This window comes from Gemmatimonadota bacterium (assembly GCA_039715185.1).
GTDB lineage: Bacteria > Gemmatimonadota > Gemmatimonadetes > Longimicrobiales > RSA9 > DATHRK01.
In genome coordinates this window covers 1-12,333 of the sequence record JBDLIA010000092.1, presented here as the reverse complement: position 1 = coordinate 12,333, position 12,333 = coordinate 1, and the positions used below count along the sequence as shown (strand labels likewise).

The following is a 12,333-nucleotide window of genomic DNA, read 5'->3' as shown; positions in this document are numbered from 1 at the left end:
GGCGCGCCCAGCTCTGCCAGCAGCGGCATCGCGCGCGCCAGGCCGCGCGCGCCCACGTGCGGGAAGTTCATCACCCCCGACGGCGTCAGGAAGCACTTGAACCCCAGCACGCCGGCGTCCCACAGCGGCACGAGATCCTCGACGTTGTCGGGCACCAGGCCGCCCCAGAAGCCGACGTCCACGCGCAGCGACCCCTCGGCGGCGGCGCGCTTGAGCTCCAGCGCGTGTACGGTGGTGGTGGCCGGCGTGGCGTTGAGCGGCATGTCCACGGCGGTCGTGACGCCGCCCGCGGCGGCCGCCGCGGTGCCGGTGGCGAAGCCTTCCCAGTCGCCGCGCCCGGGCTCGTTGAAGTGCACGTGGGTGTCGACCAGGCCCGGCAGCAGCACGTCGGGCTCGGGCAGGTCGACGACGGCCACCCCGGCGGGCACCGCGTCGGGGGCCACGACCGCCTGGATCCTGTCGCCGGCGACCAGGACCGCGGCCGCGATCTCGCCCTCGGGCGTGAGCACGCGGCGCCCGCGCACGGCCAAGCTCAGGGGCAGATAGCTCACCCCGCTTCGCCCTGCTCCCACCAGCTCAGCAGCAGGTTGCCGGCCACCGCCAGGCGGTAGGACGCGGTGGAGCGGACGTCGTCGATGGGGCTGATGTCGCGCGCGAGCGCGGCGCGCACCTCGGCCGCGCCGGCGCCGGACGCGAGCGCCTCTTCGGCGTGGGTCGCACGCACCGGCGTGGGCGCCACGCTGCCGAACGCCACCCTGGGCCGCCGAGCGCGCACGGCGGCCATCACGACCTTGGAGATCGCCTGCGCCGCCCGCGTGCCCACCTTGCGGTACCACTGCGGGCCGCGGACCGGGGGCACCTCCACGGCCACGATCAGCTCGCCCGGGCCGAGCCTGGTCTCCCTGTAGCCCGTGTAGAAGTCGTTGAACGGCACCCGCCGCTCGCCGCTCGCGGAGCGCAGCACCAGGGTCGCGTCCGCGGCCGCGAACACGGGCAGCGAGTCCCCCGCCGGCGACGCGTTGGCGATGTTGCCGCCCACCGTCGCGGCCGCCTGGATCTGCGCGCCCCCCACGGTGGCGGCGGCCTCGACCAGCATCGGCAGCCTGAGCAGAACCGCCTCCGAGCGCAGGATGGCGGCGAAGGTGGTCCCGCCTCCCAGCGCCAGGACGTCGCCGCGCTCCTCGACGAAGCGGAGCTCCTCCAGCCCCGAAATGTCCATGTAGGCGGCCGGCGCGGCGGTGCCGAACTGGAGGTCCACGTAGACGTCCGTGCCGCCGGCCAGCGGCACCAGCGAGGGGTTCCCGGCGAGCATCTCGAGCGCCTCGCCGAGGGTGTCCGGGGTGCGCAGCTCGAGGCCGGAAACGGCGCTCCTCACGGGCCCGTGCCGGCGTTCTGGATGGCGCGGTAGATCGCCTCGTATCCGGTGCAGCGGCACAGGTTGCCGGCCAGCGCGGTGCGCACGTCCTCGAGCGTCGGCTCGGGGCCGAGCGCGAGCGCGGCCATGATCATCCCGGGCGTGCAGATGCCGCACTGCGCGCCGCCCCAGTCGGCGAACGCGAGCTGGAGGGGATGGTCGTCGCCCAGGCCCTCGATGGTGTCGATGTCGCGCCCGCGCACCTGCCCGAACGCGACCAGGCACGAGCACACCGGCTCGCCGTCCATGAGGACGGTGCACGCGCCGCACTCGCCCTCCCCGCAGCCCTCCTTGGTGCCCGTGAGCCCGCACTCCTCGCGCAGGACGTCCAGCAGCCGCTTCATGGGCGGAGCCTCCGCCTCCCGCTCCTCGCCGTTGAGCCGGAAGCGCACCTTCCGCGCCGGACTCACGCCGCCTCCCCCGCCTCGTCGCCCGCGTGCGCCGCGGGATCCAGGGCTGCCCCGCGCTCCGCCGCCGCGCCGGCCTCCAGCGACGGCGCGTCCATCAGACGCTCGGGCGTGGCCGGGATCTCGCGCACGTCCAGGCGCAGGTGGCGCAGCGCGTTCACGAGCGCGGGGGCGGGGCCGTCTATGGGCAGCTCGCCCACGCCCTTGGCGCCGAACGGTCCGTGCCGGTAGGGGCTCTCCAGGATGACCGCGTCGATGGGCGGGGTGTCCAGCGTGGTGGGGATGATGTAGTTGGTGAGCTGGGCGTTGGCCATCAGCCCGTCCCGCATCACGACCTCCTCCAGCAGCGCGTAGCCCACGCCCTGCGCGGTCGCGCCCTCGATCTGCCCGAGCACGATGCGCGGGTGGATCGCCTTGCCTATCTCGCACACCGCGGTGACGCGCAGCGGCCGCACCTCCCAGGTGTCGGGGTCCAGCTCGACCTCGGCCACGTCGCACGCCCACCCGTAAGTGCCGTAGGCGTCGCCCTCGTAGGTGCCCTCGTCCCAGACCAGGCCGGGCGGCGCCCGGTAGCCGCGCTGCACCCGCAGCGGGCCCCTGCTGCGGTGGTGCGCCGATGGGTCCACGCCCTCCAGAAGCTCCAGCATCTCCTGCGCGCAGTCGCGCAGGATCCCCCCCACCACCATGCAGGTGCGCGACGCTACGGTGGGCCCGCTGTCCGGGACGTAGGCGGTGTCCGGCTGCGCCACCTCGACGCGCTCGAAGGGGATGCCCAGCGTGTCCGCCACGATCTGCGCGTGCGACGTGCGCGCGCCCTGGCCTATCTCCACGGTCGACGACAGGACGCGCACGCCCACCTCGGTCGTCTCCAGCGCGGCCTCGGACGCGAGCGTCACCTCACCGCTGCCGGTGAAGCCGGCGCCGTGGTGGTAGAGCGCCAGCCCGATCCCCCGCCGCGGCCCGCCGGCCCCGGCCGCCGCCGCGTAGGCCGCGCGCTTGTTGCGGTAGTCGGTCCGCTCCAGCGCCTCGTGCAGCGCCTCCAGCGCGCTCCCGTCGGGTCCCACGGTGCCGCCCGTGGCGGTTTCATCGCCCGGCCGCAGGGCGTTCAGCTCGCGCAGCTCCACAGAGTCCATGCCCATGTGCTCCGCGACGCGCTCCATGTGCACCTCGCCCGCGAAGATGGTCTGCGGCGCGCCGAACCCCCGGAAGGCTCCGTTGGGGGGCGTGTTGGTCATCACCGAGCGGCCGCGGATGCGCACGTTGGGGCAGCGGTAGGGCCCGGCCGCGTGGATCACACCGCGCGACAGCACCACGGGGCTCAGCGTGACGTACGCCCCGGCGTCGGACAGCACGTCGATGTCCTGCGCCACCAGGACGCCCTCGCGCGTCAGCCCGGTCCGGTGCCGGATGGTGAACGGGTGGCGCTTGGTGGTCGCCTGGAGGTCCTCCTCGCGGTCGTAGATCAGCTTGACCGGCCGGCCGGCCTCGAGCGCGAGCAGGGCGGCGTGGCCGGCTATCATGGACGGGTACTCCTCCTTGCCGCCGAACCCTCCTCCGGTTTCGGTCTGCACCACGCGGATGCGCTCGCCCGGCAGGTCCAGGAGCACCCGCAGCGCCTTGTGGACGTAGTAGGGGCACTGCAGGGACCCGTAGATCGTCACGCCGCCCGCTTCGGGCACGGCGATGACGCCGTTGGTCTCTATGTAGAGTTGCTCCTGGTGGCCCGTGCGGTAGGTGCCCTCGACCACCACCTCGGCGCCGGCCAGCGCCGTCTCCACGTCCCCTTTGTCGATCTCGAGCGTGGTCTGGGTGCGCTGCGAGGTCTCGTAGTCCAGAACGGCCTCGTGCGGCTCGTAGTCGATTTCCACGCGGACTTGCCAGAGCAGCTCCCGGTCCTCGTGCGCCAGCAGCAGGATGGGCTCCGCCTGGTGGCGCACCACGCCGGGCGCGAGGCACGGCTGGTCGTCGTCGATGAGGCGGATCACGTTGGCGCCGGGGATGTGCGTGTGGTCGACCACGGTGAACCCGTCGGCGCCGAGGTCGAGCCGGATATCGCGAATCGAGCCCACGCCGATCGTGGAGCGAATGGTGCGCCCGTGCAGCATCCCGGGGAACGTCAGGTCGTCGATGTAGAGCGCGCGCCCGGAGGCCTTGGCGAGGCCGTCGCTACGCCTGACGTTGGTGCCGACGGACGATGGAGGCTGCGGCGCTTCGGCCATGGTTCCCCGGGCTGGTGGCGGTGACCCCCAAGGTGCCGCGCGCGGGCCGGGGAGCGCAACGCGGGCTCAGGACCGGACTCTGGTGAACCTCAGTCCATGCGAAAGTCCCGAGGCGAGGCTGAAGCCGGTGGCTTCGGCCTCGCCGCCGTCGAACCGAAGCGTGTAGGGGCTCCCGTCGACCGTGGCCAGGAACAGTCCCCTCATTACGGGCCGCAGCGGAGCCGGATCGTGATCGCCGGCCACCAGAAGCTCGAGCCCGCCGCCGCTCGCCCGAATCTCGTACGACACGCCCAGCTCGACGCTGCCGTATGCCCCGATCAGAGCGGCCGCGTCCACGTCGCTCATCGAGACGGGCGCGTACTCGCGGAAGTCGATCGTCTGAAAGTCGGCGACGCGGATCGTCAGCCGGCGCTCGCCGCCCTCTCCCCGGCGGAACTGGAAGGTTATCGGGATGCCGAAGCCCGGCATCGAGAATCGGTCGGGCCGTTCGGCGACCAGCTCCCGGTCGCCGTCCTCGCGCTCGTAGAACAGCTTGCCCTCTCGCAAGTAGATGTCGCGAGCCAGCGCCTCGGAATCGCTCCAGTAATGGCCCGCCCACTTCGCCAGTTGATCCTCGGTCAGATGTAGCGCGGCCGGCTCCGCCGTCTCCTCGTCGGCTTGCTCCGCGCCGACGTGGGCTTCCGCCTGGGGCCGGCGCGCCGCCTCCCCCGCCGATAGCAGTCGGCGCGCGACCGCCTCCGACAGGCGATTGGCGTTCGCGTCGGCCGCGTTGCACAGGACGACGACGACGAGGGCGCGCTCCGGAAACGCCACTACTCGCGTGCGAAACCCTTTGAGGCTGCCCGTGTGGCCGATCGTGGCCACGCCGTCCACCTCGCCCAGGCGGGTCCCGAGCCCGTAGTCCAGCGGGGAGCCGTCAGCGAGCGTGCCGGGCGTCGTCATGAGGCCCACCCACGCTTCGCCTCCCACGGACGGTCGCAGCAGATTTCGGCCCCACGCCGCCAGGTCGCGCGCCGTGCTCAGCGCGCCGCCGTCGCCGACGACGTCGAACTCCTTCAGGAAGCGACGGTACTGGCCGTCCTCGAACCCGTAGCTGGCGACGCGCCCGGGCACCACGCGCCGGTGGTCGTCCTCGAAGGCGGTGTGGTGCATGCCCAGCGGCCCGAACAGCTCCCGTTCGGCGAACTCGCCCAGCGGCGAGCCGCTCGCTCGCTCCACCAGCTCGGCCAGGAGCACGTAGTTCGAGTTGCTGTACGCGTAGCGCTCGCCGGGCGCGAACTCGAGCGACCGCTGGCGCGCGAGCATGCGCAGGACCCGTCGGTTGTCCAGGTGATCGAGCTCGTGACGGCCGGCCAGGCGGAACAGGCTGAAGTAGTCGCGCAGGCCGCTCGTGTGCTGGGCCAGCGCGCGCACCGGAATCGGCCGTCCGATTCCCCCCAGCTCGGGCATCAGCGCCCGCGCGTCCGCCTGGAGCTCCAACTCACCGCGCACGCTCAGGAGGGCCACGCTGCCGGCCACGAACTGCTTCGACACCGAGGCGACGTAGAACACCGAGTTCGGATCGAGGGGCACGCCGAGCTCGAGATTGGCCATGCCGTACGCGCCCTCGAAAAGAAGCTCCGTGTCGCTGGAGACGGCGCACACGCAGCCGGGCGTGGCGGTCCCGTTCCACGCTTCGAAGATCGAATCGATCGCCGACCGCCACGCGAGAGCCGGCGTCTCCGGGTCGGCTTGGGCGTGCGCCGCCGAGGCCGGGCCGCCGGCCAGCGCGAGCGCGGCGGCGCACCCTCGGGCGAACCAGACGGCGGCGGCCATGGGATGGGGAGATCTGGTTCTGTTGCGACGCATGCTGGCGCTCCCGAAGCGGTGGAAGTCGGTCCTCGGGATGGAGAACGGGCCGCGGCGCGCGGTTATTGAGAAGGGGGCGAGGGCTCTGCTCGTCGGATGACGATGTCCGCGTTGTCGGTGCGCACACGTATGAGCACGCCGCCGCCGCCCAGCCTGCCGCGCAGAGCCCGGCCCCGCGCCGGCGAGGGCGCTCCCTCAACCGGTGCGACGGGGAAATCGCTGCGCACGCGCTTGTCGGTCTCGGCCAGGAGATCCGCCGCAGCTCCCGCCGGCAGGGTTAGCGTCACGGGGGCGTTGCTGGTCAACAGAGACAAGGGACCGCGCGCGGGAAGACTGTCGAAGGCGGCGTCGATGGCTCCGTTCGATGTAGCCGCGACCACCGCGCCCCTCAATCCCTCCAGGCGAATACCCGAGTTCGAGTTCTCCACCTCGATATCGCCCTCGATTCCGGCGATCGTGACCGGCCGATAGTTCGACGTACGCAGGGAGACGGCGGTCCGACGGGGCACCCGGATCTCCACCCTCATCCGGTCCGTGTTGCGAGGCTCCAGCAGCTGCAGGATGCCGCCCGCCAGGACCGGCGTCGGCAGCGTTACCAGGCCGGCTTCGACGGCCTCCATTACGACGTGGATGGAGTCGCCGTCGTGGCCACTCACCGACAGGGACAGGTACGGAGCGTCGACCACGAGTCGTGGGGGCGCGCCGCTCGCATCCGTGGGGAAGACGCCGGACCACCGCAGCGCTGACTGGGCCGCGATCGGCGCCGCCGTGGCGACCGCGGCGGCGGCGAGCAGGACGCTCCAGGTTCGCGACCTCACAGGCTCTCCTCCAGCGCCTGGGCCGCCCAGCGCCGCACGGACTCGTCCGCGTCCTCGCTGGCGAGCTTCCGCAGAATGGCGGCTCCGCCTCCCGGGCCCGCGGCCACGAGGTCGATCAGCGCCAGGCGAATCGCGGGCGACGGCTCCCTCTGGAGCGCTGTGGCGAGGCGCGCCCACTCGGCCCTCTCCGGCGAGCGCTCCGCCAGCGCATCGACCGCGGCCAGCCGGACGTTCGGGCTGGGATCGGTTTCCAGCACCCGGATGAGGAGCTCGGTCAGCGCCGGGTCGTCCGCCCCGTGTTCGGCGGCGGCGGACACCACGCCGAGGCGCGTAATGGCCGACGATCCCGCCGCGTACGACACCGGGCCGGCCGGGAAGACCCGGGGCTCGGGGGTCGAGCCGCGATCCACCACGCCACCCCGGGTCGTCAGCACCCCCGCGGCGAACGCCACCGCCGCCACGGCCGCCGCGGCCATCCACCCGCCGCCGCGCGCGCGCACCCCGGGAGCCGACGCCGGGGGGGCGAGATCCGGCGAGCCTCGCCCCGAGCCCGATATGGCGTCCAGGGTGCTCCCTCGGCTCGCGGGCGCCGGCAGAGACTCGTAAGCAGCCCTCACGCGCCCTACACCATCGACGTAAGCCCGACATTCAGCGCACGAATCGAGGTGCTCCGACGCCAGCAGCGCGACGTCCGCGTCGAGCTCGCCGTACGCGTGTTGCAGGAGCAGGGCGGGCGACGGACAGGCGCGCCGTTCAGGAGAGCGAGACATCGTGTGACCTCAGGGCTTTCTTCAGGGAATTAGTGGCGTGGTGCATGTGACTCAACGCGGTGCCGAGCGGCATGTCGAGCGCCTCGGCGATCTCCCGGAACGTGAGCGGAGAGTGGTGTCTGAGGAGGAAGACCGTGCGCCGCTCTTCCGTTAGCCGGCTCAACTCACCCTCGATCGCGCGTCGAACCTCACCGGCCTCGAGGTCGGCGTCCGGCCCGTGGCGAGAACCTCCGCCGATCCGCATCGCTCCCAGGCCGTCGAGCGCGCGCCGTGCCCGCGTCGCCCGCCGGGCTTCGTCGATCATCGTCCGGCGCGCCAGCGTGAACAGCCACGCGCCGAAGCGGCCCCGATCCTCGTAAGCGTCGAGCCCTCGCCAGGCCTTGATCGCCGTGAGTTGGAGCAGGTCCTCGGCCTCATCGGCGTCTCCGCACGATCGTACCAGAAACGCGAAGAGGGCGTTTCGGTGGCGGTCGAAGAGGCCCGCGAAGGCGCCCGCGTCACCCGCGCGGGCTCGTGCGAGCAGTCCGCTCGACGGTTTTTGCGACGGTGCCATCCCAACCTAACGCCGCGAGTGGATCGGTTATTGAGGTGCGGCCAGCTCTTCGGCCAACCCGCCGATCGCGCCCGCCGGGTCGGGGCCCACGTCGAATCGGATCACGCGACGCCCCGCTTCCTCGAGCGCCGCTCGATCGCCGGCGGCCTGCGCCGACAGCAGCGTGCCGAAGGTCAGCGGGTAGCCGGACTCCGGATCGTCCCCGGGCGCGGGCGGAATCGCCAGGTCTTCGACGGGGTCCGCAGTGAGCTGCACGAACACGCCGTTGCCGCGGCCGCCCTTGTGCAGTTGCCCGGTGGAGTGCAGGAAGCGCGGGCCGTAGCCGGCGGTGGTGGCGAATCCGTAGCGCGCGCGGATCGCCAGGCGCAACTCCGACAGCGCCGCGTCGGTGTCCGCCGTGGGCGGCAGGTACGCCTGCAACGCGGCGTAGTCGCCCCGGTCCGCGCCGTCCAGCAACTCGGCCAGCGCCAAGGCCTCGAGCGGAGCGACCGGCGTCCCCGGCGCCGTGCCGGTCCGGCGGTAGGCCTCGACCAGATCGCGCGCCCGCGCCTTGGCCGATTCCACGTTCGGCTGATCGAACGGGTTGATCCCCAGGAGTGCCCCCGTAACGGCTGTCGCCAGCTCCCACAGGACGATCTGCCCGCCCAGGTCGTATTTGTCCCGGAGTCCCAGGCGAATCACCGGGTGTCCGGCGCGCTCCAGGTCGGCCAGCGGCAGGTCGCGCTCCTGATCGTCGGGCAGCGCCAGGTCGACGAACACGCGGTCGGATCCGTAGGCGTCCGGCGCGCCGAGCGGCTCCCGGACCACCGGGAGGACGCCCTTGCCCTCCTTGCCGGTGGACTCCGCCACGAGCTGCTCCAGCCAGTCCGCGAACGGTTCGATCTCGGGCGAGGTGGTGACGGTGAGCTTGTCGCGGCCGAGCGCCGACAGGACGCCCATCGCGGTGCCCAGGACGAGCGCGCGGTCGTCGTCCCCGGACAGGCTGGCCCGGATCGCCTCCTCGGCGCGGACCAGCAGCATGTCGATGTCCACACCCACCAGGGCCGCCGGGACGAGGCCGAAGAAGGTGAGCGCGCCGTAGCGGCCGCCCACGTCGCTGGGGTTCAGGAACACGTCCGCGAAGCCTCGCGCGCGGGCCGACTCCGCCAGCGGGCTGCCGGGATCGGTGATCGCCACGAACCGCGTCCCGGCGAGCTTGGCCGCCTCTTCCCCCGACCCGCCGGCTGACTCGAGGGTGCGCGCGTGGAAGTACCGGAACGCGGACAGCGTCTCCACCGTGCTCCCCGACTTGGTCGCCACGATGTGGAGCGTGTCTCCGGGTTCGGCGGATCCCGAAATCTCACGGATGGCGTCGGGAGCGGTAGTGTCGACCACCCCCAGGGGTAGGCCCCCCCTCCCCTGTCCACCGAAGATTTCGCCGAACGCCGCCGCGGCCAGGCTCGATCCGCCCATGCCGAGCACCAGCACCCGGCCGGCCGCCGTTTCCTCGACGAAGCGCGCGATGCGCCCCGCTTCCTTGCGCATGGTGGTGGGCGCCCGCAGCCAGCCGAGCCGGTTGGCGATCTCGCCCGGGTCGGGCTTCCACAGCGTGTGGTCGCGCTCCCTGATTCGGCGGATGATCCCGGCTTCCCGGGCCTCCGCGACGGCCTGCCCGATGGCTACCGAGTGTTCACCGAAGGAAGCGGAAATCATGAAGGAGGATGCGCTCCCGTCGGGATGCGATGGAGGGTCGGCGAGGCGCGCTGGCCCCGGCCGATCGGCCGGGGGGCACAATAGGGCGCAAGGACGTCCGGGAGAAGCCTGGTTAGCTCCCGGCGGCCGGCGCGGACAGTAGCGCTCCCGGGTCCTCGGGAAGCTCACCCCCCCTTCGGACTGCCTCGATTAGCGCGACGGTCCGGTCCGCGGGCTCAACGCCCAGATCGGCGCGCCACCGACGCAGGTGCCCCCGGTAGACCTCCAGAGCCCTCGCCCGGTCTCCCAACTCGGTGAGGAACCGGACCGTGTCGCGGAGTATGATCTCGTCGTAGGGCTGAAGCTCCGCCGCCTCGACCGCGAGGCGCGCCGCGAGGACGTCGTCGTGCCCGGCCCGGGCCTCGAGCGCCAGCGACCAGGTGCTCCAGAACGCCAGAGAGCGGAGGCGGATACGCTGCGCTTCGACCCACTCCTGGAACGCCAAAGACGGGGTCGCCGCGTGGAAGCCCGGCAGGAACTCGCCCCCATACAGATCCCGAACCCGCGCGTGCCTTTTCTCCCGAGCCGCCTTCGCGAGAACACGCGCGTCGCACCACAGGGCATCCGAACGCGCACGCACGCCGGCCCCGCCCTGACACTCCAGGGCGCCGTCCGGCAGCGCGGCCCTTACTTCGTAGAGCGTCTGCCGAAGGGCGTGGCGCGCGTGATCCTCGTCCAGGTCCGGCCATAGCATGCCGAGGATCTGGTCCCGAGATACCCAATCCCTGCTGGCTCCGACGAGGCACACGAACGCCAGCCGCTTCGGCCGCCGTAGGATGGCGACCGCCTCGCGCCCACTCGCATCCGCGAGGGACAGTCCTCCCAACGTCAGGAGTCGCAGCATGTTCGTTACCTCGCGCGCGGGGAGATGACACACGGAGTACGAAGAGATGACGCCTACGCCCCAATACTGTCTCCGCGTGGGCTGCGGTCGCAAGGTTCGTGAGGAGCCTGGCCTCACACCTCGACCCGTATGACGGCCCGCGCGGCGTCGCTCCAGACGCTTGGTTTGTGATTAGCCACACGGGATTGGTTCACTCCCCGCCGAGATTCTTGGACGCTCTCGGCTCGCGCGCCTGTTCGGCCAACAACCGGCAGGCGAGACGCTTTGTTTGTAAGCATGCATACGACGCGTGATGACGCGCGCTTGAGTTGGCGCCGCGGACGCGCGCCTGCTTTCTGTACGACACGTCGGCCCTCTCCCCCCGTCGCGAGGAACACGATGATTCGGTTGCACCGCATCGCAGTCGCCGGACTCCTGTCGGCAACGACTCTGCTGGCCTGTTCCGAGACGCCGCCCACCGTGTTGGACATCCCGGAGGAACCGCTGGCGGATGTCACCGGCACGCCCAACAAGCAGTTCTGGAAGCAGTGCCAGAACAACCAGGACAAGCTGGACGATTGCGACTGGGTGACGGGCAACCTGAACCAGACGCACAACATCTACGAGGAGGGCGACTTCGTCCCGAAGGTCCTGCGCGTCAACAGCATCAACAACACCGACCCGTTCGAGATCGAGATGACGTACGGGTTCCTGAAGGGCGGCAAGACCACCCACGACTTCCTGGGCCTGTGGAACGAGGACATGGTCAACGCCAATCCGTGCACGGAAAGCAACTTCGACGTGCCCAGCTTCTGCACGGTCGGAGACGTGCTGCAGCCGATCGACTTCATCTCGCTCTCCATGGACGCGTTGTCCCAGGGCGCTGTCGATGCGGCGTGCGGTGCGGCGTCGCAGCACTCGACCGACATGGCCGAGGCGATCGTCGAAGCCACGCCGGCTAAGATGGTCATCCAAGGCATCAACATGAGCTCGATCGTGGTGGACAGCATCAACTTCGACGGCTGTCCCGCCGCGGGCGACGCGGAGGCGTTCCTGTTCATGACGGTCACGCCGACCGCGGCGGCCACCGTGGCCTCGGGCGACGACGGCATCCTGCTCCTGTTCGGCGCGCACGTGGCCCGCTCGGACATCTGGGACAACGGCGGCGCCGGCGACGTCAACGGATCTCCCTACCACCTCGGCCTGGTCACCCTCGACGGCGAGAGCGCCGGCTCCATGGACCTGCAGATGTCGGCCAACGTGCTGGTCTCGCCGCCGGAGCTCGCCATCAGGAAGGACGCGCTGGCCGACACGGTGAGCGCGGGCGACACGATCGGCTTCAGGATCGTGGTCTCCAACAACGGCACCGGGCCGGCGACCAACGTCGTCCTCACCGACACGCTGCCCGACAGCGGGCTCAACTGGACGGAGGACCCCGACAACACCGACTGCTCGATAGGCACCATAGCGGGCCCGCTGCAGGAGCTGATCTGCCTGTTCGGCGACATCGCTGCGGGTGACAGCGCGTTCGTCACCCTCAAGAGCCCGACCGACGCGGCGGACTGCGGCACCGTGACCAACAAGGCTTGGGCCGTTGCCGACAACGACACGACGGTGATGGATACGGCCGACGTGGTGGTCCAGTGTCCGAACCTGATGATCAAGAAGACGGCGCTCGCCGACACCGTGTCAGCGGGAGACTCGATCGGCTTCAAGATCCTGGTCTGGAACCCGGGACCGGGTGTAGCGG

11 protein-coding genes are annotated in these 12,333 nt (G+C 71.4%); 1 reads left to right on the top strand and 10 read right to left on the bottom strand.

Annotation, left to right across the window (positions count from 1 at the left end; translation table 11 throughout):
- The 10 genes from ABFS34_13705 to ABFS34_13660 all read right to left on the bottom strand — a co-directional run.
- Positions 1 to 542, bottom strand: a 542-nt coding sequence (locus ABFS34_13705; protein ID MEN8376496.1) for an amidohydrolase family protein, incomplete at its 3' end; no start/stop codon positions are given.
- A gap of 5 nt (positions 543 to 547) precedes the next feature.
- Positions 548 to 1,375 carry a xanthine dehydrogenase family protein subunit M gene (locus ABFS34_13700; GenBank protein ID MEN8376495.1) on the bottom strand — a complete coding sequence of 276 codons (828 nt, stop codon included), beginning with the start codon at positions 1,373 to 1,375 and terminating at the stop codon, positions 548 to 550.
- Positions 1,372 to 1,824 carry a (2Fe-2S)-binding protein gene (locus ABFS34_13695; protein MEN8376494.1) on the bottom strand — a complete coding sequence of 151 codons (453 nt, stop codon included), beginning with the start codon at positions 1,822 to 1,824 and terminating at the stop codon, positions 1,372 to 1,374. The genes ABFS34_13700 and ABFS34_13695 overlap by 4 nt, the downstream gene beginning before the upstream one ends.
- On the bottom strand, positions 1,821 to 4,040 hold the full coding sequence (locus ABFS34_13690) for a xanthine dehydrogenase family protein molybdopterin-binding subunit (GenBank protein ID MEN8376493.1): 2,220 nt from the start codon (positions 4,038 to 4,040) through the stop codon (positions 1,821 to 1,823). The genes ABFS34_13695 and ABFS34_13690 overlap by 4 nt, the downstream gene beginning before the upstream one ends.
- Positions 4,041 to 4,106: 66 nt before the next feature.
- Complete coding sequence (locus tag ABFS34_13685) at positions 4,107 to 5,888, bottom strand: serine hydrolase domain-containing protein (protein ID MEN8376492.1); 1,782 nt, start codon at positions 5,886 to 5,888, stop codon at positions 4,107 to 4,109.
- A 62-nt stretch (positions 5,889 to 5,950) separates the two neighbouring features.
- On the bottom strand, positions 5,951 to 6,706 hold the full coding sequence (locus ABFS34_13680; GenBank protein MEN8376491.1) for a hypothetical protein: 756 nt from the start codon (positions 6,704 to 6,706) through the stop codon (positions 5,951 to 5,953).
- A complete protein-coding gene (locus tag ABFS34_13675; protein ID MEN8376490.1) occupies positions 6,703 to 7,476 on the bottom strand; it encodes a hypothetical protein in 774 nt (257 codons plus the stop codon). The genes ABFS34_13680 and ABFS34_13675 overlap by 4 nt, the downstream gene beginning before the upstream one ends.
- The gene (locus ABFS34_13670) at positions 7,460 to 8,029 is read right to left on the bottom strand and encodes an RNA polymerase sigma factor (GenBank protein ID MEN8376489.1); all 570 of its coding nucleotides are present in this window, start codon (positions 8,027 to 8,029) and stop codon (positions 7,460 to 7,462) included. The genes ABFS34_13675 and ABFS34_13670 overlap by 17 nt, the downstream gene beginning before the upstream one ends.
- A gap of 27 nt (positions 8,030 to 8,056) precedes the next feature.
- Entirely contained in the window at positions 8,057 to 9,721 is a 1,665-nt protein-coding gene (locus ABFS34_13665) for a glucose-6-phosphate isomerase (protein ID MEN8376488.1), read from the bottom strand.
- Between the two features lie 112 nt (positions 9,722 to 9,833).
- Complete coding sequence (locus ABFS34_13660) at positions 9,834 to 10,604, bottom strand: BTAD domain-containing putative transcriptional regulator (protein MEN8376487.1); 771 nt, start codon at positions 10,602 to 10,604, stop codon at positions 9,834 to 9,836.
- Between the two features lie 378 nt (positions 10,605 to 10,982).
- Between ABFS34_13660 and ABFS34_13655 the strand changes: the two genes are divergently transcribed.
- Positions 10,983 to 12,333 (top strand): DUF11 domain-containing protein (locus ABFS34_13655; GenBank protein MEN8376486.1); only part of this gene is annotated, 1,351 nt, incomplete at its 3' end.

Excerpts from the sequence above, each read along its gene's own strand:
- ABFS34_13690 (MEN8376493.1), bottom strand. The coding sequence starts at position 4,040 with ATGGCCGAAGCGCCGCAGCCTCCATCGTCCGTCGGCACCAACGTCAGG.
- ABFS34_13685 (MEN8376492.1), bottom strand. The coding sequence starts at position 5,888 with ATGCGTCGCAACAGAACCAGATCTCCCCATCCCATGGCCGCCGCCGTC.
- ABFS34_13675 (MEN8376490.1), bottom strand. The coding sequence starts at position 7,476 with ATGTCTCGCTCTCCTGAACGGCGCGCCTGTCCGTCGCCCGCCCTGCTC.
- ABFS34_13670 (MEN8376489.1), bottom strand. The coding sequence starts at position 8,029 with ATGGCACCGTCGCAAAAACCGTCGAGCGGACTGCTCGCACGAGCCCGC.
- ABFS34_13665 (MEN8376488.1), bottom strand. The coding sequence starts at position 9,721 with ATGATTTCCGCTTCCTTCGGTGAACACTCGGTAGCCATCGGGCAGGCC.
- ABFS34_13660 (MEN8376487.1), bottom strand. The coding sequence starts at position 10,604 with ATGCTGCGACTCCTGACGTTGGGAGGACTGTCCCTCGCGGATGCGAGT.